This window comes from Acinetobacter sp. 797_lipA, from assembly GCF_058243025.1.
The window spans coordinates 2,914,591-2,936,264 of record NZ_JBZAYQ010000001.1 but is presented as its reverse complement, the minus strand read 5'-3'; the positions used below and the strand labels follow the sequence as shown (position 1 = coordinate 2,936,264).

Sequence of the window (21,674 nt, the reverse complement as noted above, 5' to 3'; positions counted from 1 at the left end):
CAAAAAAAAGAGGGAATGCTACTCTGCATCAATAGGCTGGGATGCCTAGATTAAAACTAAAAATTCAGTATCAAAATAAAAAATATGCCGTGAGGAATAGTCATGCGTGCAATGACGATTACGCTTTTAAGCAGTTTAATTTTATTGGGTTGTCATGGAAAAGCGACAGTTGAACAACCTGAATTAACATCAACGCTCAGCCATGAGGTCGATTTTGAACATGACCCAGGCATGATCGAGCAGTACCGTATTGGGGTGTTTAGCGTAGGTGGGTGGGTCAATCAAAAATTAGGACAGCGTTTTCAGCGTGTCCAACCCCAGCATGAACAAGCGGCGATGGTTTATCTGTATCGTCCAGACTCAAAATGGAACCGACAAGAAATTGTGGCGTCGAGTTTATTTATCAATAAAGAACGCATTCCAAGCCTGCTGAACAATCATTATTATTGGGTCGAATTGCCCGCAGGGACTTATCGTTTATCGAGTAGTCGGCCTTTGGGCATTAACCATTTTCAAAAGCCGAAATATATCGATTTTAGCGTAGAAGCGGGGCAGTCTTATTTTATCAAGTATGATGAAGAGAATTTATCCACACGCCGTGATGTTTCGGGGCCTTTGGCAGTTATCCCTGAAAAAATTGCGATTCAAGAAATTGCATTTACCCAGTTAAAGTCCAACAGCTACAACTTTGTAGCGGAAGATCAACACACGGGTGAGCTACGAAAGAAAGCGCAAAAACTTAAACCCGCAAAATATGATCCAAGTGAAGAGGTTCAGCTGATGAAGCCCTTTAAGCTGTGGAATCCTTTAACCTGGTAAGTGAGCTATTGTGCTTTTTTGGCTTGTTCAAATAATGGTGTCAGGGTCTTTTCAATTTGACGATTCATTTCTTGCTGAATAGCCGGATCTTGCATCATTTCAGCAGACATGGCGATGCTATTACGCATGATTTCACTCATCATTTTGCTGCTTTTTTTATTGATAGACTGGCCTAGAGGGGTTTCGAGGAACTGAATGTTGGCCAACACTTCCTCTTCGGTAAAGGTCTGCATATAGACATTTTTAAGCATTTGCATAAATTTTGGATCTGAAATCAATTTACTGCTAAATGATGCCGTGATTTCAGCGATTTGCTTGGCTGCTTTTTGTTGTTCAGTATTGAGTGTTGAGGTTTTAAAAATATTCTTAATAATTTCTTCGGCTTGCTGGTCATAGACGGGGCGCATTTCTTGCTGAGACTGCGCTAAAGTGCCTTTAATATCACCCAGTTTGAGCGCCTTTTCTACCGATGCTTCGGTCGCTGGCTTTGCAAAAGACGCTGTACTAAGGACACATAAGGTAATACCGCAAAGGATGTGATTTAATTTTTTCATTGTTGGTCTATATCTTTTGATTAAGTCTATAAAAGTAGGTAAAAAAATACCCTTAACATGACCTTAGCATGTTAAGGGTATCCAAAAAAGTAAAACTTAAGTTTTAGCCCGCTGCAGCATCGACTACTGGAATTTTACCAATTTTGGCTTGCCAAATTTTTGGTGCTGTTGCGTGAATAGACGTACCATTCACATCAACTGCTACCGATACAGGCATGTCTTTCACTACAAATTTGTAAATCGCTTCCATACCTAAGTCAGCAAAAGCAACCACTTCAGCTTCACGAATTGCTTTAGACACAAGGTAAGCTGCGCCGCCCACTGCCATCAAGTAAGTCGCTTTGTTGTCTTTAATTGCTTCAACAGCTGCAGGGCCACGGTCCGCTTTACCGATCATGCCGAACATACCTGTTGCTTCAAGTACTTGACGTGTGAACTTGTCCATACGTGTTGCTGTTGTTGGACCAGCAGGACCAACCACTTCATCACCGACTGGATCCACAGGGCCCACGTAGTAAATGAATTTACCTTTTAAGTCGACAGGAAGCTCTTCACCATTGTTTAGCATGTCTACCATGCGTTTGTGTGCAGCATCACGACCTGTATAAATTGTACCATTCAGAAGTAAGGTGTCGCCTGGTTGCCAAGCGTTCATTTCTTCTTGGGTAATGGTGTCGAGGTCAACGCGCTTAGAGGTTGATGAATCCCAAGTGACTGATGGATAGTCTTCAAGTTTAGGTGCTTGAATGTGTGCAACACCTGTACCATCAAGTTGGAAGTGCGCGTGACGAGTCGCTGCACAGTTTGGAATCATGCCCACTGGTTTGCCCGCAGCGTGACATGGGTAATCTTTAATTTTGATGTCTAGAACTGTGGTTAAGCCACCTAGGCCTTGCGCGCCAATACCCAATGCATTTACTTTTTCGAAGATTTCCATACGAAGTTCTTCGATTTTATTTTCAGGGCCGCGACGAAGTAATTCGTCCATGTTGATTTCTTCCATGAGCGATTCTTTCGCAAGCATCATGGCTTTTTCAGCAGTACCACCAATACCAATACCCAACATACCTGGTGGACACCAGCCAGCACCCATAGTTGGAACAGTTTTAAGTACCCAATCCACGATTGAGTCTGATGGGTTTAACATAGCCAGTTTAGATTTGTTTTCTGAACCGCCACCTTTTGCCGCAACGGTAATATCGACTTTGTTGCCTGGAACAAGTTTGTGATAGATCACAGCAGGGGTGTTGTCTTTGGTGTTTTTACGACCAAAAGCAGGATCAGCCAATACAGAAGCACGCAGTACGTTTGAGTTTTCTAAGTAACCTTGACGTACGCCTTCGTTGATTGCATCGTCTAAGCTCATAGTTAAATCAAATTTAACATCCATGCCCACTTCAACGAATACGTTGACGATACCTGTATCTTGACAGATTGGGCGGTGACCCTCTGCGCACATACGCGAGTTAATTAAGATTTGTGCGATCGCATCCTTCGCAGCTTTGTTCTCTTCACGATCATACGCACGGCTCATCGCTTGGATGAAGTCTTGTGGGTGATAATAAGAAATGAACTGAAGCGCGTCTTTGACCGATGTGATCAAATCATCTTGCTTGATAATAGTGGTCATACAAATATCTCTTGAGCGGGCTGATAGCTAGCGGGCTAAATTATAAGACAAAATGCCGAGGTTGTGGATGTTTTGCGAAGCCTTTGGGCGAAAGTTTAATAGTTGAACAAAATTGATGAGAAAATGAGGTTATAAACGGTGGTAAATATGACAAAAATATCTAAATTTAATGAAATATTTCATGTCTAAATTTGGATTATGAATATGATTTATTACTTAAGGTATTGAATATAATGTAAAAATAATAATATTGGAATATGACAACACTGTCATAAAGTTGTCATAAAACTTTCGCATAATGCATTCATCAAACAATAGGACATCGAGCATGTTGACAGGTTTAGTGATGGCTGCGGGCTTTTGTGTATATATCGCAGCGACTTGGATGTACGGTCAAAAAGAAGATCAGGCTTAAGCTTTATCTTCTTTTTTTGTTTTAAGCTTTCTTCAAATCTTCAAATCTTCAAATCTTCAAATCTTCAAATCTTCAAATCTTCAAATCTTCAAATCTTCAAATCTTCAAATCTTCAAATCTTCAAATCTTCAAATCTTCAAATCTTCAAATCTTCAAATCTTCAAATCTTCAACTAGCTAAAAATTGTTTAACGCCTTAAGATTCCAGTTTCAAATCTTAAAAAAATACAATGAAATACTATTCCTCTACTTCAGCCTTGCTATTTATCGGATGCTTTTTCTTCTGGTCTATTTTCCTGTTTTATTTAATGGCTCAAAAGCATGCAGGCAATGTCATTGTCGAAGATATATTTAAATTTAATTTTTACTGCATGATGCTTGCAATGTTGCCTTTGCTTTTGAAAAAAGCTCCGCCTAAGAATGATGTCGAGATGACGATTTTTGAAGAAAAGCAACATATGGAAATGCGCCATCAAGTCCTGAGCCAATCTGCTCAAGAGCGTCGGAAAGCTTATTTGATGAGTGCTTTTTTCGGTTTTTTAATGTCGAGTTTAATGATGAGCTTTATTTTGATGTTAGATAAATAAGCTGAATGTGAGTTTATCCGATCTAATTTTTCTCACTTTTCCGCATTTGGGATGGAGAGTAGCCAAAGTGCTTTTTAAAGCGATGACTAAAATGGCTGCTGGAGCTAAATCCATACTGCTCCGAAATGTCTGTCATATTAGCAGTCGTTTGCTGTAGAGCTTGATGTGCCAGTTCAAGTCGACGTTGCATTACATATTGGTGTGGTGGCATGTGCATGGATTGCTTAAACATATGGGCAAAATGATATTCACTGAGCTGAGTTTGTTCAGCCAAATCTGATAAGGTCAAGCTTTGCTGAATATGCTGATCAATCCACTCTAATAACTGTTTCAAAGTATACGGGGACAGCCCACCTTTGACTTCAGGGGCTTGCCACTCGGTATGGCTATAATTTTTAATCAAATGGTTGAGCAGAAGCGTGGTGGCAGTACTCATCTGCAAGTGATTTTCACGGTTTTGCCAAGCCCCATTGAGTAAAAAGTGTCGATAGATCATGGCAATCTGTGGGTCGGCCACGAAACTTTGCGGATTTAAAGTAATTTGGCTCGGCTCACGATCCCACACCTGTTCGGCGACGCGTTGTAAGTGTTGTTCAGTATAGTACAGATGCACAAAAGTCAGTGAGTCACGCAGATCCCATGTCGACTCAAAATTCTGTGGCATCAAGCACATATGATCTGGCCCACCGCCATTATGCCAACCTTGAGCTGTCTTTTGATAACTTTGATATCCACCTTGAATATACATACTGAGTGTATGGTGGTTACTACAAACACTGACACGGTCTTGATTGTTTTGCCACATGGCCAACTGCATGCCCGAACCCAGTTCGACCGAGTCGAGGAGTTGAGCTTTATGTTGTTGTAATTGATCTAGAATCTGATATTTCATCATCTATACGCAGTGCCGAATGGAAGATTAAGTGTAGAACTTCGCTAAGATTTTGTCATCTAGTAAAAAAGATCAGGAAAAAACCACAAGTTGGTGATACTGACCGCAAGATGGTGCAAGCAATGTGAGGTCTTCACCCAGCAAAATAGTGTGAGTCGTTTTGAGTTTGGTAAAAGAGTATGAATGCGCTGTTATATGCTTTGGTGGTGGTGATCTGGGGGACGACATGGATTGCAATTAGCCTACAGCAACAAAGTAGTATATCTGCCCATGTAGCGGTGTTTTGGCGCTTTTTCATTTCGGCTTTGGTGCTGTTTGCTTTTATTGTGTTGTGCCGAAAGCTGCAAAAGCTAGCTGTAAAAGATCATTTGTTTTGCGTACTACAAGCGTGCTGTATTTTTGGTTTTAACTTTGTCTGCTTTTATTATGCCGTTCAATATATTAGCAGTGGTTTGGAGGCTGTTATTTTCTCCATGGCGGTTATTTTTAACACTCTTAATGCCAAACTATTTTTTGGACAACAGGTGTCTACACGGTTTTATCCTGCGGCTCTGTTGGGTGGGTTGGGGATGCTTGCCTTGTTTTGGCATGATCTGGTGGGGAATACGCTAAACAACCATACATTGATTGGGATTGGCCTTTGTGTGTTGGGAACTTATGGTTTTTCACTGGGCAATATGATCAGTGCGCGCCATCAAAAACAAGGTCTGGATATTTTTACCACCAATGCTTATGGCATGCTATATGGTTCAATCTTGATGGCATTGATTGCTGGATTTAAACAAGACGAGTTTTTCCCTACTATGGAATTCAGTGCGGTGAGTGCTTTATTGTATTTGGCTGTTTTTGGTTCAGTGATTGGCTTTACCGCCTACTTCTATTTGGTTGGACGGATTGGTGCGGGTAAGGCAGCTTATAGTACTTTGTTATTTCCTTTGGTGGCTTTGGTGATTTCGACCATTTGGGAAGGGTATCAATGGCATATGAATGCGATCATTGGGGTGATTTTGATTTTATGTGGTAATGCAATTTTCTTTATCAAGCCGCCCAAGTTGAAATTCAGTCAAATGTTGAAGCGAAGTTGAGCGATGAATATCTCAAAGCACTGTAGTTTATAAAACTCAGGCACTAGATTAGGGTTTTTAAATCTATATTCTGTTCGTTCTAGTGAATAATAATGTTTCCTAAACGGTACTTAATATTTTGATTTTATAAACTCGAGTAATTCTTGGAATAGTGGATGCCAATCTGCGGTTGGTGACTCAAACAGAGGGTGCCAAAAGAAATTAAATTCTAATCCACCGTCATCATTGCATAAATGTGTCCAGCGCTCTTTTAAAGTCTCTGTGCTATGGCATATAAATACATGCCAGTTAGGACCTTGCTCAGCTGGATGATGTAAACCCAAGTATGAGTGAATGCGTGCAGACGAAATCCCTGATTCTTCATAAAGCTCTCGCAAAGCTGCCTCTTCTAGTTCTTCATTCTTCTCAACTGTACCTTTTACGATTTGAATACCTGCAATAGGATGTTTAAACACTAATATTTCTGTTCTTTGATTGATATCCCGAAATATAACTGGGACTACTTTTTCTATTAATGTCATTTTTCAATGTTATCCATTAAGTGGGTTGTTGTAGTGCCTGAATAAAATCGAGCTTACACAACTGAATTGTATACAGCACTGCCACGATCAGCACCGATTATCGTGGCTAATCGCGAGACCAAAAGCGATCAGGGAATTTTTTAAAATAGCTTGAACCAAAGCTGCATGAGCTTGTTATGACGCTGTATTAGCTTTAATTCGAAGCGCTTCCATCTCCATTTCAACCATTTTCTGAGCATTTTTCCATTTCTCATTTAGCTCAGCAAACCTCTGTCGATCTGGTGAGTCCGATAAGATGATATTACCCATTTCGATTTGGAGATTATTTTCTTCTTTTAACCTTTCACGAGCTGCTGTGACTTCAGCATTTTTGAGTGTCACAGCATCGTATTTTTGATTCAGGCCATGAATTTGCGTAGTGGTTTGTTTAACAGCCGTCATAAGCGCATTCCTATTACCGCTGTCTATCGCATACTGCATGCCCATAAAAGAATCTTGAGCCTTTTTTTTGGCTGTTTGAGATACAGCTCCAAGAACGATGAGATCATATTTAATGTCTGCAGCATTATCTTGACTCAGATGTGAGGTGGTCTGCGGTGCAGTGCGAGCCGCGACATGGGGTTCGGTATTTGGTTTTGGTTGTTGTCGCGTGTTGTTTAATGCCCCTGAATTCAGTTGAGGGTAAATCATGTGTTGTAAGGCTCTCATTTCACTGATAGAGCTTTGTTGTATGACGCTGATTTCTGCTTCAAGTGCTGTTATACGCTGCATCTGTGGTGGACTTTTAGTATTTTCTTGTGCCAGTTCAACACCAAGTAAATGGACTTGCTTAAATTTTTCACTGAGCGCAGCAACCTCACTGCTTTTGAACTTTGTGGCATCTAGTGCAGTATTAAACACAAGAGAATGGGTTTTCAGTTGTTCTAGCAGGGCGGGGATGGTATCGACTTCTTTATTTTGACGAGCCGCGTTAAGTGCATCTTGTGTGTTCAAAATGGCTTGAGAGTTTTTATTCGAAATCTGATCTAGGGCATCAAGATCCGCTTTAATGTCAGCTGGATTGGCTGTACTTAAGTTTTTATATGCTGTGGTTGAGTCTGACGGTGTTTGGTGCTGCTTAGATTCATTACATGCTGTCAGTGAAAATGTTGTCATTATTAGAATTGGAAGCCATTTTTTATTCATTATGAGACCAATGATTTAGGATTTAATTATATCGCTTGAGTATATTTCTTAAGTTTCTGAAAAGTAAAGTCTTACTGTTTTATCTGTGTTTGGGCTATGTTCGTAAATATAAAGAAGTTAAGCTTTGGTCATATTGTTGAGCGCTATAAAATAAAAAACCATCCAACTGCTCAGTTGGATGGTTTGGATCACATCAAGTTACTTTAAGCTGTTGCTTGCTGTTCTGCTTGAATTGCAGTGAGTGCAATCGTAAACACGATGTCATCCACCAAAGCACCACGAGACAAGTCATTTACAGGTTTGTTCAAACCTTGCAACATTGGGCCGACGCTTACGACATTGGCAGAGCGTTGCACGGCTTTATAGGTCGTATTGCCTGTGTTTAAGTCAGGGAAGATAAACACATTGGCACGACCTGCAACTTTAGAATCAGGTGCTTTTGAGCGTCCGACACTTTCAACCGATGCTGCATCGTACTGAAGTGGGCCATCAATCAATAGATCAGGACGGCGTTCTTTCGCTATACGTGTTGCCTCAGCGACTTTTTCAACTTCAGCTCCAGCACCAGAGGTACCCGTAGAGTATGAAATCATTGCAATACGTGGGTCTAAGCCGAAGGCCTTTGCTGAATCAGCCGATTGAATCGCAATTTCAGCGAGCTCTTCGGCATTTGGGTCTGGGTTAATCGCACAGTCGCCATACACATAGACTTCATCGGGTAACAGCATAAAGAACACGGAAGAGACCAGTGAGTACTCAGGCGCTGTTTTAATCAGTTGGAAGGCTGGGCGTACAGTATTGGCTGTGGTATGAATCGCTCCCGAAACCAGACCATCTACCTGATCCAAGGCCAACATCATGGTGCCAAGTACAACAGTATCTTGCAATTGTGCTTTGGCTTGCAACGCATCCAGCTTGCCTCTGCGTAACTCAACCATTGGCTCGATATATTGATCACGGATAGTGTCTGGGTCAATAATCTGTAGATCAGCAGGGAGCTGAATCCCACGTGCCTTGGCAACCTCGGCAACAGACTCTGGTTTTGCCAAAAGGATACATTGGGCAATGCCACGTGTCTGGCAAATCACGGCAGCCTGTACAGTACGTGGTTCATCACCCTCTGGGAGTACAATACGTTTTTTCGCTGCAATCGCTTTCTGTACCAGCTCATAACGGAAAGCTGATGGAGAGAGGCGAGGATGTAGGTTGTTCTGAGTATGTTGATCCAGCCAGTTATTGTCAATATGACTTGAAACAAAACGGGTAACCTGCTCAGCGCGTTCAATATCATCAATTGGAATTTCATTGCCAAAACGATTTAAGCGTTGTGCTGTTTCAAGTGTATCAAGTGAAGTATGCAGAATTGGCAAACCTTGCTTAATTGCACTTTGGCAAAACTCTAAAACATTGTCTGAGGGTGGCGCCTGTTCAGTTAAAACCAATCCTGCCAATGGTGTACCATTGCTACTGGCGAGACTGGCTGCAAGCAGGGTGTCGGTACGCTGTGAGGCACTGATGATCAGCTCACCCGCAATAAACTTGTGCAGTTCAGATTCAATATTTGAGGCAATCAGGCTGGTATGTAAAATACGGCGCTGTTTTGCTTCGCCCTGATGCAGCCATGTCCCCTCAACAATTGCTGCAATATCCAAACTACGTGGCACACTCAGGATATTGCTGAATGGAACCAGACCGATAATTGGCAATTCATCTGTTCCCATAAAGCGGTTATAGCGTTGCAGCTCTAATGAAAATTCGGCAATTTGCTGGTCCAGACGTAGGCTTGGGTCAAGTGTGACAGGAATTTCAGCCGTGCCGTCTGGAAGCCCCTTGGTTCGCATGAACAGAACCCCTGTAGTGCGGGGTGAGGCTGCGCCGCCAAACTGACGTAGATGGGCATCGACTTTTTCTGCTGTCTTGCGTGGATCAGCCAGATCGGCAGTACTGACCAAAACCACCTGTGCATCGAGTGCTTGTGCGAGTGCGGCATTGATTTCACTGGCAAAATGGTCTTGTCCATTGGGTACAAGACCCTCGACAATAATTACATCATGATCAACCGCAATCTGGCGATGCAATGCAACCGCCTCTTCAAGCAGTTCATCTGTCTCACCTAATGCAATCAGTTGAGTCAATCTTTCATAAGTAATCGGTTCAACCGAACGACGATGGAATAGATGACGATATAGGGTGGTAGTGCGGTCAACCGTCGTATCTGCAATTTGTGAAAATGGCTTGAGGAACCCCGCATTAATTCCTTTACAGTCCAGTGCGTAAATCATGCCTAAACAGGCAGAGGTTAAACCAACACCCTCACCTGTAGGAATCAGTAAAATTGTATTCATAATGACCTTGGTATTATCTAAATATGATTGTTTAAGCTATTTGTGCAAGCACCTGACGGGTCTCTTTGGCGATACGACCTTCTTCATCAGTTGGAATCACCCAGATTTGTGGACCAGTTCCTCCATCAATGCGTCCCTCTGTGCCACGTTTTAAACTGTCATTGGCTTCTTTACTCAAGTTAAAACCAAAGTGCGGTAGGAAAGCGACTGTTTTTTCACGAATATATGCCGAGTTCTCACCAATACCACCCGTGAAGAACAAGCCATCAAGACGTGGTAGACCACAGCTCAGTGCAGCCAATGATTTTGCGAGGCGGTAGCAGAACACTTCAATAGCTAAAGTCGCATCTTCATTGCCTTGTTCAGAGGCTTCAATCAAAGTACGCATGTCATTTGATAGATCAGACAGGCCGAGTAAGCCCGATTGGCTATTCAACATTTTATCAATTTTATAAATGTCCCAGCCTAGGTTGTTGGCAAGGAAACTATGTAAGCTTGGATCGACATCACCACTGCGTGTGCCCATCACGACACCTTCAAGTGGAGTTAAGCCCATTGAGGTATCGACACTCTGCCCATTCCAAATTGCACAAGTAGAGCTACCATTACCCAAGTGTGCGGTTAACCAGCCTCCTTGTTTGAAGCTACCTGCCAGTTCTGAACCGCGTTCAGACACATAAGCATGGCTCGTACCGTGGAAGCCATAGCGACGGACATTATGCTCAGTGTATAAAAATTTTGGCACAGCATAGCGATAAGCATGTGCAGGCATGGTTTGGTGGAATGCTGTATCAAATACAGCCACTTGTGGTAGCTCTGGGAATAAACGCATCGTGGCGTCAATCCCAACCAAGTGTGCAGGGTTGTGTAATGGAGCAAGTGGTGTTGCTGCACGAATGCGTTCGACAATTTCTTCTGTTAAAAGCTCAGCTTTGGTCAATGTGCCGCCATGTACCACGCGGTGACCAATGGCTTGAGGGTTATAATGTGAAAGGCGTTCTAAGATGGTTTCCAATGCTTTTTCATGATCGGCATGTGGAATAGACAATTCAAGGGGTTGACCACCCGCTGTAATGCCTTTGATACGAGCGTCAGCAGAACCTAAGTTCTCAGCTAAACCGAAAATACGATCTTCACGACGTTCAGAAACGAGCGCATATTTGATTGATGAAGATCCGCAGTTAATTACTAATACTGATGTAGACACGTTTTAATACCTGATTCTAATTGAATTATCCGTCCTAGAACTGATCTTCATGCAGTACGTTCTTATGCAATCTTGATCATTTTTTATGTTGTATCATGTGTATATTTTTAGTCCAAGATAGACTTTAGGTGATTAGACTTAAGCACTATCGACCGTCTCATGAATAATAATTAAAATTTATCGGTTCATGATTTTCATTTATTCATGAAATGATGCTGAATTATTCATCAGCTTCAACCCTTTAAAAATAACACGCTATTTGGTGAAAAGAGCTGAATATATTGTGGCTTTCCTGTTTGTTTTTGATATGTCATTTTAAGTCCACACATAATCACATACGCAATCAACGTGACCATCAAAAAAGCATGATTTCCTCTAGATTTTAAGGATTCGCAGAAGCAGAGAATGTTCAGATATAAAAAATGTTCAGCCCTTTGGAAAGAGCTGAACATAGATATTTAAAATGTGCTGGATGAGTTATTGGCGAATTTGACCATCGCCAAACACAATCCATTTTTGTGAAGTCAGGCCTTCTAAGCCGACTGGGCCACGAGCATGGATTTTATCCGTTGAGATGCCAATTTCTGCACCTAAGCCATATTCAAAACCATCGGCAAAACGGGTCGAAGCATTGATCATGACAGAACTCGAATCAACAGCAGCCAAGAACTCGCGGGCTAGAGAGTAGTTTTCGGTGATGATCGAATCAGTATGGTGTGAGCCATATTTGTTGATATGCTCAATCGCTTCTTCCATACCAGACACCACTTTCACTGCTAAAATTGGACCAAGATATTCCGTGTACCAATCTTCTTCTGTCGCCGTTTTGACTGCTGTACCTAAAATGCGCTGAGTTTCAGCACAGCCGTGCAACTCCACTTTTTTTTCAGTGTAGAGCTCAGCGACACGCGGTAAAAACTCATCAGCGACTTTTTCATCGACTAGCAAAGTTTCCATTGCATTACACACGCCATAACGGTGAGTTTTTGCATTGAGCGCAATTGGTAGGGCTTTTTGTAGATCAGCTTGTGCTTCAACATAAACGTGACAGTTCCCATCCAAGTGTTTAATCACAGGGACACGGGCCTCATTGCTGATACGTTCAATCAGGCCTTTGCCTCCACGTGGAACAATGACATCGACAAATTCAGTGAGTGTAATCAGTTGCCCCACGGCTGCTCGGTCTGCGGTGTTAATGACTTGAACCGCATGTTCAGGTAAACCCGCCAGTTTTAAACCGCGTTGGATGGCTTCAGCAATGGCTTTATTGGATTCGAGCGCTTCCGAACCACCACGTAAAATAATGGCATTACCAGACTTTAGTGCTAAAGATGCGGCTTCTAATGTCACATTTGGGCGAGACTCGTAAATCATGCCAACCACGCCTAAAGGAACGCGCATCTTACCGAGCTGGATTCCTGACGGACGATAGGCCATGTCGGTGATTTCACCGACAGGATCTTTGAGACTAATTACATCTTTTAAGCCTTGCAACATGCCTTTAAAGCGTGCGGGAGACAGTTCTAAGCGATCAAGTAAAGCACTGTCTAAGTTGTTGCTGTGCGCTTTGTTCATATCTGCTTGGTTCGCCGCTAAAATAGTGGGCTCACTGTTGACTAAAGCAGTATAAATAGCTGACAACGCATTGTTTTTAGTTTCGGTAGAGGCACGCGCCAAAATACGAGAAGCTTGACGTGCTTGCTGTCCTACCGTTTGCATATATTGTTCAATCGACTCTTGCATAGCGGTTTGATCACTTAGAAATTTCACAGAAGATAGTAACAGCCTAACACTCGACCGCATAGTCTCTACATGAAAAATCCAGTGTAGAGGCGGACTTATACATATTTTGAAATTGTTTTTTATCTAAAACATGATGAGCGGTTACACAATCTGTTGCGTGTAAAACAGTGCTCTGTATAGAATGAATTTTAGGACATGAAGTCCTTGCATAATTATTACAACACTGAACACCCTGTTGTCGTTGACAGGCGTGATCGTGCATTTCTTGCAAAACAAAAAGTACAGGCAAGAGTAGAGGGAAGGAACATGAATTCTATGATTCAAATGGATGCCGAGCTAGATGACGCGAATTTACGCTTAGGTTTTTTTGATGTTTACCATCGTAACAGCTTTAAAGAACCTGCACGAACCACATGGATTGAGGGCTGGAAAGTCGAATATATGGCGATTGCTCGGCCAGAGTCATTCCATCGCACGCCTATCGTGATTATCGGTGGGGCATTCCAAAACTTTAATTCCTACAAATACTGCGTTGAGCAACTGCTCGATGCTGGTCCGATTGTCCTGATTGATCTGCCTTCAATGGGTGCCAATCAACAAATTCGTAATATCGATACAGGCTTGTCTGCAGGAACATTAGAACTGGGTGATCTCGCGAAAATGCTCGGTGTTTGGTTAGACATTGAAGGATTAGACAAAGTTTCAGTGATGGGCATGTCACTGGGCTCAGTGGTGGCGTCTTGTCTGGCCGATCAACGACCAGAGCTGATTGACCGTATGATTTTAATGGGAGTGATGCAAAAGACCCGTAAAAGTTGGAGGATGTTGCTGGAAGAGTCGTTACATTTAATGCGTGAACAACGCATGGATGAATTTGGTCAGGCCGTGATTTTGTATTTGGTCAATCATGCCAAAATGGATAAAACCAAAATGTCACCCACAGCCAAGCGTTTGTTCTTCAGGCAGATGGCGGAGTTTACCGCAACAGAACAAGAGCGTTATGAAATCAACTGTAATCGTTTGCTTCGCCTCACCGATGTGCCGATTCCACAGTGTAAAGTCTTGGTGGCCTGTGGCCAATATGATAGTTTTACCTTGCCACATGAAAATGCCAATTTTGCATTGCAATGTCCTGACATGGAATATGCGCAAATTGCCAATGCAGACCATGTGCCACAACTACAACGTCGTAAAGAAACCATGCACCTGTTTGCAACGTTTTTGAAGGAGGAGTCCATTCAGCACTTAGACGGGATTATCCCCTTTAGTCGAGCACAAATGTTGGAAATGGAGCGCCGTGGTGAAGAGCGAGTTCAGATTCAACAGCCCGAAACTTTCTTAAGCTATCGACATTCGGATTTGGTGATTGCGACAGAAGTGGTGGATTTGAACTACTTTGGGGTACTTTTACGCTTTGAGTCAGAGTTGGCTGCTGTGGCGGCTAAATATCAGCGTGATTTAGCTTTACACTTGAGCGATGAAGAAGGTGAGTTTCAGATTGAATGTTTAATTTTTGCGGAAGATGGACCGTATATTCGTGCCTTATTTAAACATGGCAGTTTTGAACTCGCGGAGCGATTACTTCGCTTTGTGGGGCGTCAGAAACAAGAACAGACGTTGCTTGAAGCCGTGAGTTAAGTGAAAGTCAAAAATAAAAAAACAGCGTGTCATCGCTGTTTTTTTATGGGGACTAAGTTTATTGCTCGGGTTGATTGGGCTTTTGCCATTGGCTATGTATCAACCAGACCAAGTCGCCTAAGTGATCCTGCTGATCTAAGTTTGAAGTGTCAGACTGAGTGCTATTGAAAGCTAAAGTGGGTTGGTGAACGGTAACAGTGTGGAAGCCTACTTGTTTGAAAAACTGAGCCGCTTCAGGCGGACTGACAAAGTGAAAGCCAAAGGCGCTACGAGATATCCATTTTAAAAGCTTGCTACTGCTCCAGATAAAATTAGCCAGCTTATTTTTCACAGGTTCAGGGTAGAGGTCAGTCAGATAATATAACTGATCAAACTGCTGTCCGTATTGGACAATGCCTTGTAACAGTTGAGCGAGCATGTTTTTGCTAAAGTAGTTGATCAGACCTTCACTCACCACCACCAAAGGGCGGTTTGGGTCAAACACCTCAAAGGCACGGGCAAAATCTGCGCTAAATAAGTCGGCGGAGAGAACCGTTGGACTGGTCTGATCGATCTGTTTTAAGGCCTGAGTTTTCATTTGTGCCATGTCTGGTAAGTCGAGTTCACGATAGTCAATCTCAGGATACTGTTGGCGAAAGCTCCAGCCGCGTGGGGACAGGCCACTGGCAATTTCTAAAACTTGTAAGTTTGGATGCTGCTGGATTAGTGTGCTGAGGTGATCATCAATCATTTGATGACGCTGTTTTAAGGTCGTGCGCATACTGCCACCGACATATTTCTCAGCCCAGCTTTCGAGTGGATGCACTAGTTTGGCCAGTAACTTCCCTTTGCGGGTGGCAAATACAGGATGTGAGATGCCCATGCTATACCAAATATAGCCTGTATAGTGCGCAGTAAAAGAGATGTGGCGATGAGCCGATAAAGCATCTGTCATGGTATCCGTACCTGATATTTTGTTATTTTAGCGTTGTTGTTTGGGCAATGCAGAGCAAGCCTGTTGATTTATTTTGAGTTTATCATAATGAAAAAAGGACATCTTGTGATGTCCCTTTGTCCGAAATGTCGCGGTTGAAATGGTCAAAGATGAAGTGCTTAACTTAATCTAAATAGTTCCACTTGGTCGCGTACTTTGGCCCAATCTTCACCTAAATGCAGCGTCGATTGAACATTGACGTTTGAAATCTGACCACGCATGCGTTCTAAGCGAGCTTGGTTTGGCAGCGCCAGTTGGTGAATCCCCTCCAAAGCCACGCATGCGGCTGCTCGGTCATTACACACCAGTCCCATGTCACAGCCTGCATGGAGTGCGGCTTGAATGCGTGCATCTGCACCGCCTGCAATACATGCGGCTTGCATGCTTAAATCATCTGAGAATAAGACCCCATCAAAGCCCAGTTGCTGACGTAGAACGGTTTGAATCCAATACGGCGAAAAACCTGCTGGGTTTGGATCGACTTGGTTATAAATCACATGTGCAGGCATGAGTGCATCCAACTGTGGCATCAGTTTGATAAAGGTCTGCATATCTTTGGCGTAAATTTCATCATATGTGCGTGAGTCGATGGCTGCTGCGACATGCGAGTCTGCTTTGACTGAACCATGACCTGGAAAATGTTTACCTGTCGATGCCATGCCTGCGGCCTTCATCCCTTTTAGGAATGCACTGGCCAGCGGTACGATGTCTTGAATATTTTTGGCAAAGCCACGGTCACCAATCACATCACTGATGTCATTGAGGTCGAGTACAGGGGCAAAGCTAAAGTCGATGCCGACGGCAAGCACTTCTGTCGCCATCAACCAGCCAGATTGTTCTGCCAAGCTTAAAGCCTTTTCAGGTTCGCTTAAGAATAGCTCGCCAAACTTACTCATTGCAGGAAGTAGGCTAAAGCCCTGTTTTAAGCGTTGAACGCGTCCACCTTCTTGATCGACAGCAATCAAAATATCAGGACGAATTCGGCGCATGTGGTCGGTGAGGGCGCGAACTTGTGCAGGAGATTCAATATTTCGTCCAAATAAAATCATGCCACCGACTTGCGGTGCTTGTAATAGTGCAATATCTTCTTGAGTAAGTTCTGTGCCTGCGATGTCGAGCATCAATGCGCCAATCATATTGGGTGTCCGTATTTGATTTTTTGGTCAGTGACTGTTTTGGCTCTGAAAGGTGAGCGAAACAGGTCGTCGAAAACAATACCCGAATTTTGCAATGATTTGCTACATTTTGTCAGCACAGATTATGATAAAACTACACGACATAAACAGATTAAGTTGTTTAAGATTTTGAATATTCTCAATTCATGTCGAAAAATGACATTGTAATTTTGGTCAAAAACCAAGGAACTAAGAATTATTTATGAAACTTCAAACCATTGCTTGTGCGGTTGCAATTGCAACGGGTGGATTCTTTTTCACCCATGCCATTAATGAAGCCATTGCAGCGACTGAAACTACCGCTGTAACCAAACAAGCTATTGTTCCGTCGCAGGAGCAGGCTTTGGTGTCTCGTCAACTGGCGACCTTGGTTGACCGTCAACATTATCTCAATCAACGTTTAGATGCGAAAACATCGGCGCGTATTCTCGATTTCTATCTGGACAGTTTAGATCCAGACCATTCGCTGTTTCTTGCCTCTGAAGTAGAGAGTTATAAGCGTAAATATGGCTCAAACTTAGGTGCGGCTTTAAAAGCAGGTGACTTAAGTGGACCGTATGCGATTCATGCACAGTATCGTGATCGTTTGACCCAGTTTTATACCTATATGCTGGATGAGCTGAAAAAGCCGCAGAACTTAAAACAAGCCAATGTTTATATCGAAACGGATCGTGAAAAGGCACCGTATTTTGCCAATGAAGCGGCGCAGCGTCAGCATTGGAACAAAATGTTGGTTTCGCAGCTGATTAATTTGACCATTAGTAAAGAAGAAGAGTTGGCGAAGCAAAAAGCGCTTAAAGCCAACCCAGAATTGGCCAATGGACAAGATCTCACTAGCTCGGAAGATTTAACCCCAGTACAGACATTAACCAAGCGTTATATGCGCCAGTTAGAACGTATTTCACGGGTGAAAAGTGATGATGTGTTAGACAAAACACTCAATGCGATGACGCTTACCTATGATCCGCACAGTAACTATTTCCCACCTGTCGATGCAATGGAGTTGAACCGTCAGACGACTTTGCAACTTGAAGGGATTGGGGTGTCGATTCGACCTGAACGGGGCAATGAAGACTACACTAAAATCGAAACCATTGTAGAAGGTGGTCCAGCAAGTAAGTCTGGACAGGTGAAGTCGGGCGACCGCATCATTGGTGTGGCGCAAGATGGTGAAAAAATGGTGGATGTTATCGGTTGGCCGAGCAATGAAATTGTGGGCTTAATCCGTGGTAAACGTGGTACCAAAGTTACCATACGCTTACTCGGTTCAGGTGCACCGATGAGCCAAGCGCGTAATGTGACCATTACCCGTGACGTCATTCAAGAAGAAGATGCAGGAGTACGTTCACGTACCGTGAATGTAACGCGTGATGGACAACAATACACCTTTGGTGTGATTGAAATTCCGTCTTTCTATTTGAACTATCGTGCACGTCGTGCGGGCACAGAATATCGTTCTGTATCTGAAGATACCAACAATGCGTTGAAAACTTTAGCGGCCAAGAATGTGTCAGGGATTATTATCGACTTACGTAATAACCCAGGGGGGTCGCTTGAAGAAGTGGCTCGCATGCTTGGACAGGTGATTAAGTCAGGTCCTGTGGTGCAAATTCGAGATGGTAACGGCAATGTGAGCGTTTTCGAAGATGATGACAATGGTGCGCAAACCTATGCAGGTCCACTGGCAGTGATGGTGAATTTAGCATCTGCGTCTGCAAGTGAAATTTATTCTGCTGCGATTCAAGACTATGAACGTGGCATTGTGATTGGTAGTACCACTACAGGTAAAGGAACGGCACAAGTTCAGCTCGATAACTTGGCGCATGGTCAAGCGACACTAACGCAACGTAAGTTTTACCGTGTGACGGGTGGCAGTACACAAAACAAAGGCGTGATTCCAGACGTGAAATTGGTAGACATTTACAATGAAGAGTTTGGTGAGCGTAAAGCGAAAAATGCGCTTGAGTGGGACACAATCCCAACAGCACCGTTTAAACGAGAAGGCAGCATTGCACCGTATGTAAAACGTTTAGGTGAGCTGTCGCAAGCACGCGTTAAAGTCGACCCGCAGTTTAACTATCTTGAACAGCGTAAAGAAATCTCGAAAAAGACCGAAGATCAAAAACGTGTAGTTTTAGATATTGATCAACGTAAAGCTGAATTGTTGGCACTGGAAAAACAGACTTTAGATTCGGAAAACAAGCGCCGTCAGATTGCAGGACAAAAGCCTTATGCAAACTGGGAAAGCTATCAAGCTTCTATGGAAGCTTTGGTTGAAGCACGCGCTAAAATGAAAGCGAATCAACGTCCTGCATTGCCTGAAGAGGAAGCATTTGTGACTGAATCTGCAAATGTCTTATTAGATTATGCCAAGTTGCAAAAAGGTACTGCAAAATAGTTTAATCTCTGACGCAATGTATTAAAAAGCCAGTTTCGACTGGCTTTTTATTTAAATTCTGATTCAAAACACAAATTTGGGATTGGCATGCTGCTAAAGCAATCTGCTAGGTAAAATAAATCTATAAATTCTAATGATATCTCTGTGATTTTTTCTTGACCTGAACCTGTTTGTATAAGATTCTTAATCGGGTAGTAATGCTTTTCGCCTTTGATAAAAAGGATATAAATGAAGAAAAAGAGAAATTAATACGGACATTTTATATGATGCATGTGCATTACGATTTTAGTTTGGTATTAGGTTCAATTGTTGTGGCATTGTTGGCGTGTTTTTTTGCAGTGTCGACCGAACGCTTATTATTTCGTACTTGGCGTAAAAAATTTCAAACAGTGCTCATTTTACTCAGTAGTTTTTTCTTAGGCTGTGCCATTTGGGCCATGCATTTTGTGGGTATGTTGGCTTGTGATTTGCCGACGCATAGTTATTTTGACCCTGCACTGACAATTCTTTCTTTTTTTATTGCTTTTATTGCATCTGTTTTTTCAATTTGGTTGACCACGCGTCAGACCTTACCTTTTTTAAGATTGGTTTTGGGGTCGGTATTGATGGGGCTTGGTATTTCGGGCATGCATTATACTGGCATGATGGGGCTGATTATTGAGGGCTATCAGAGTGTTTACGATCCTTTATTAACAGTTTTTTCTATTTTACTTGCCATTAGTGGCTCGGGTTTAACTTTTTGGCTGATCTTTAAATATAAAAGTGCAGTCAGTAAGAAACTGTTGTACCAATGGTATGTTGCAGGGATGATGACCTTGACCATCGTGAGTATGCATTATACCGGTATGCTAGCAGTCTCGTTCTATCCAACCCATAGTGACAAGCTGGTGATGCCCCTTGAAGCAGGTCAAAGCATTGTTTTATTTGTTGTTATCTTTATTACCTGTTTGATTTTGGTGGCGGCATTTGTTGTTGCGGTGTTGGAGCAGCGTTTGGAAGAGCGTAATATTCAACTCTCTCTGGCCAATAAAGAGTTGGCAAATCAGGCGGTACAGGACAATTTAACCAAGCTCCCCAATCGATTGTATTTGGCAGAATACGCCCATTTCTTATTTACAGATCACCGCCTCCGAAATGAAAGTATCGCCTTTTTGTATATCGATTTAGACCGCTTTAAAGCCGTGAATGATGTCTTTGGACATCATGTTGGGGATCAATTATTGGTTCAACTAACCACTCGGATTCATCGTAACTTAAGTAAAAATGAAAAAATTCTCAGAATTGGTGGGGACGAGTTTCTAATGGTACTGGAGCAGGCGACTGCTGAGCAAGCGTGCCAAATGGCCGAGCACGTACTGGAGTTGATTCAAGATAGCTTTTTGATTGCGGGTAAAGAAATCAATGTGTCGGCCAGTATTGGTATTGCGATGTATCCTGAGCATGGTAGTAATTTGCAAGATTTATTGATTAATGCCGATGCAGCGATGCTGACCTCAAAATATCAGGGACGAAATACCTATTCTATTTTTAACTACAGTTTTGACCAACAAGAAGCGAAAAGCCAAACTAAGCTGATTAATGACTTGTATAAAGCCGTAGAAGAACAACAGTTTGTTTTGTATTATCAGCCCAAATTTACCATCCAAGATCAACGGATTTGTGGGGTCGAGGCATTGATTCGCTGGAAGCATCCGACTTTAGGTTTGTTGACCCCTAATATGTTTATTAAAGGCGCAGAGAAAACAGGGTTGATTATCCAGATGGGGTATTGGGCTTTGGAGCAAGCGTGTAAGCAACTACAAATTTGGGAACGAGAGAAAATTGAACTGTATCCAATTGCTGTGAATTTATCGGCGGTGCAGTTTGAGCATAAGCATTTATTTAATAATCTTGAGCATCTTTTTGATAAATACAAAGTCAATCCAAATCATTTAATTATTGAAATCACTGAAAGTACGGCCATGCACCATATCGAAGCTAGCATTCGTACCTTACAGCGTTTACGTGAAATGGGGATTCGTTTGGCGATTGATGACTTTGGGACAGGACATTCTAGCTTTTTATATTTAAAAAACCTACCTGTAGATGAGTTGAAGATTGATCGCGGTTTTATTCATGAGCTGACTGTTGGCTCAAAAGATGAAATGATCTTAGAAAGTATTGTTCATCTAGCGATTCGCTTAGGCTTAGTCGTGACGGCAGAAGGTGTAGAAAGTCCTTTGCAAATGGAAATCTTGTCGCGGTTAGGCTGTCAGCAATTACAAGGCTATTTGTTGGGTATGCCTATGGATGTTAAGCGCTTAGAAGAGTTTGAGTACACATCGTCAACTTATTTCAATTAAGCCGTTGATTGAAACGCTTTGGCGTGAGGTGCTTTCTCGCTTCGCTCGATAAAAGACAATAGAAGCTCAAGCGGTATTCGGATACAATTAGCCCAATTTAGAATTTCTTTTATAGGACTTTGTGGTCGTATCGACCATGAGGGCTATGATCAATTGCAGATTTAAT

Annotated in this window: 16 protein-coding genes; 6 read left to right on the top strand and 10 right to left on the bottom strand. The window is 42.5% G+C overall.

The genetic code is table 11. The features are described 5' to 3' along the window. Positions 1-102: 102 nt before the first annotated feature. Entirely contained in the window at positions 103-819 is a 717-nt protein-coding gene (locus AC4CU2_RS14545; protein ID WP_279669609.1) for a DUF2846 domain-containing protein, read from the top strand. A 5-nt stretch (positions 820-824) separates the two neighbouring features. Here the strand turns inward: AC4CU2_RS14545 and AC4CU2_RS14540 are convergent, their stop codons facing one another. After that, positions 825-1,373: a DUF2059 domain-containing protein gene (locus AC4CU2_RS14540; protein WP_490769006.1), complete on the bottom strand. Its 549-nt coding sequence runs from the start codon at positions 1,371-1,373 to the stop codon at positions 825-827. 103 nt (positions 1,374-1,476) lie between these two features. After that, positions 1,477-3,003, bottom strand: coding sequence for a fumarate hydratase (locus AC4CU2_RS14535; RefSeq protein WP_004692421.1), 1,527 nt, complete (start codon positions 3,001-3,003; stop codon positions 1,477-1,479). 722 nt (positions 3,004-3,725) lie between these two features. On the opposite strand from AC4CU2_RS14535, the gene AC4CU2_RS14530 reads away from it, so the two are divergent. Next, positions 3,726-4,004 carry a hypothetical protein gene (locus AC4CU2_RS14530; protein ID WP_017397121.1) on the top strand — a complete coding sequence of 93 codons (279 nt, stop codon included), beginning with the start codon at positions 3,726-3,728 and terminating at the stop codon, positions 4,002-4,004. Positions 4,005-4,026: 22 nt separating this feature from the next. Here AC4CU2_RS14530 and AC4CU2_RS14525 read toward each other — a convergent pair whose 3' ends face one another. Next, complete coding sequence (locus tag AC4CU2_RS14525; protein ID WP_490769242.1) at positions 4,027-4,896, bottom strand: helix-turn-helix domain-containing protein; 870 nt, start codon at positions 4,894-4,896, stop codon at positions 4,027-4,029. Between the two features lie 179 nt (positions 4,897-5,075). On the opposite strand from AC4CU2_RS14525, the gene AC4CU2_RS14520 reads away from it, so the two are divergent. Then, on the top strand, positions 5,076-5,981 hold the full coding sequence (locus tag AC4CU2_RS14520) for a DMT family transporter (protein WP_490769005.1): 906 nt from the start codon (positions 5,076-5,078) through the stop codon (positions 5,979-5,981). 110 nt (positions 5,982-6,091) lie between these two features. Here the strand turns inward: AC4CU2_RS14520 and AC4CU2_RS14515 are convergent, their stop codons facing one another. From AC4CU2_RS14515 to AC4CU2_RS14495, 5 genes are all read right to left on the bottom strand, one after another. Beyond that, positions 6,092-6,502 carry an NUDIX hydrolase gene (locus tag AC4CU2_RS14515; RefSeq protein ID WP_428869163.1) on the bottom strand — a complete coding sequence of 137 codons (411 nt, stop codon included), beginning with the start codon at positions 6,500-6,502 and terminating at the stop codon, positions 6,092-6,094. 174 nt (positions 6,503-6,676) lie between these two features. After that, a complete protein-coding gene (locus tag AC4CU2_RS14510) occupies positions 6,677-7,657 on the bottom strand; it encodes a PM1805 family lipoprotein (RefSeq protein ID WP_490769004.1) in 981 nt (326 codons plus the stop codon). Positions 7,658-7,890: 233 nt separating this feature from the next. Continuing rightward, complete coding sequence (gene pta / locus AC4CU2_RS14505; RefSeq protein WP_490769003.1) at positions 7,891-10,032, bottom strand: phosphate acetyltransferase; 2,142 nt, start codon at positions 10,030-10,032, stop codon at positions 7,891-7,893. A 31-nt stretch (positions 10,033-10,063) separates the two neighbouring features. Beyond that, the gene (locus AC4CU2_RS14500; protein WP_490769002.1) at positions 10,064-11,239 is read right to left on the bottom strand and encodes an acetate/propionate family kinase; all 1,176 of its coding nucleotides are present in this window, start codon (positions 11,237-11,239) and stop codon (positions 10,064-10,066) included. A 477-nt stretch (positions 11,240-11,716) separates the two neighbouring features. Further along, positions 11,717-12,982: a glutamate-5-semialdehyde dehydrogenase gene (locus AC4CU2_RS14495; RefSeq protein ID WP_490769240.1), complete on the bottom strand. Its 1,266-nt coding sequence runs from the start codon at positions 12,980-12,982 to the stop codon at positions 11,717-11,719. Positions 12,983-13,288: 306 nt separating this feature from the next. Between AC4CU2_RS14495 and AC4CU2_RS14490 the strand changes: the two genes are divergently transcribed. Continuing rightward, positions 13,289-14,620 carry an alpha/beta fold hydrolase gene (locus AC4CU2_RS14490; protein WP_490769001.1) on the top strand — a complete coding sequence of 444 codons (1,332 nt, stop codon included), beginning with the start codon at positions 13,289-13,291 and terminating at the stop codon, positions 14,618-14,620. Between the two features lie 58 nt (positions 14,621-14,678). On the opposite strand, the gene AC4CU2_RS14485 is transcribed toward AC4CU2_RS14490, so the two are convergent. Together AC4CU2_RS14485 and nagZ are read right to left on the bottom strand one after the other, a co-directional pair. Next, positions 14,679-15,554, bottom strand: a complete 876-nt coding sequence (locus AC4CU2_RS14485) for a class I SAM-dependent methyltransferase (RefSeq protein ID WP_490769000.1) — start codon at positions 15,552-15,554, stop codon at positions 14,679-14,681. A 158-nt stretch (positions 15,555-15,712) separates the two neighbouring features. After that, positions 15,713-16,729 (bottom strand): beta-N-acetylhexosaminidase, encoded by a 1,017-nt coding sequence (nagZ, locus tag AC4CU2_RS14480; protein ID WP_490768999.1) that lies wholly within the window; start codon positions 16,727-16,729, stop codon positions 15,713-15,715. 241 nt (positions 16,730-16,970) lie between these two features. On the opposite strand from nagZ, the gene AC4CU2_RS14475 reads away from it, so the two are divergent. Both AC4CU2_RS14475 and AC4CU2_RS14470 read left to right on the top strand, forming a co-directional pair. Continuing rightward, the gene (locus AC4CU2_RS14475; protein ID WP_201702447.1) at positions 16,971-19,166 is read left to right on the top strand and encodes a carboxy terminal-processing peptidase; all 2,196 of its coding nucleotides are present in this window, start codon (positions 16,971-16,973) and stop codon (positions 19,164-19,166) included. A gap of 263 nt (positions 19,167-19,429) precedes the next feature. After that, entirely contained in the window at positions 19,430-21,508 is a 2,079-nt protein-coding gene (locus tag AC4CU2_RS14470; RefSeq protein ID WP_490768998.1) for a bifunctional diguanylate cyclase/phosphodiesterase, read from the top strand. The last annotated feature ends 166 nt before the right edge of the window (positions 21,509-21,674 follow it).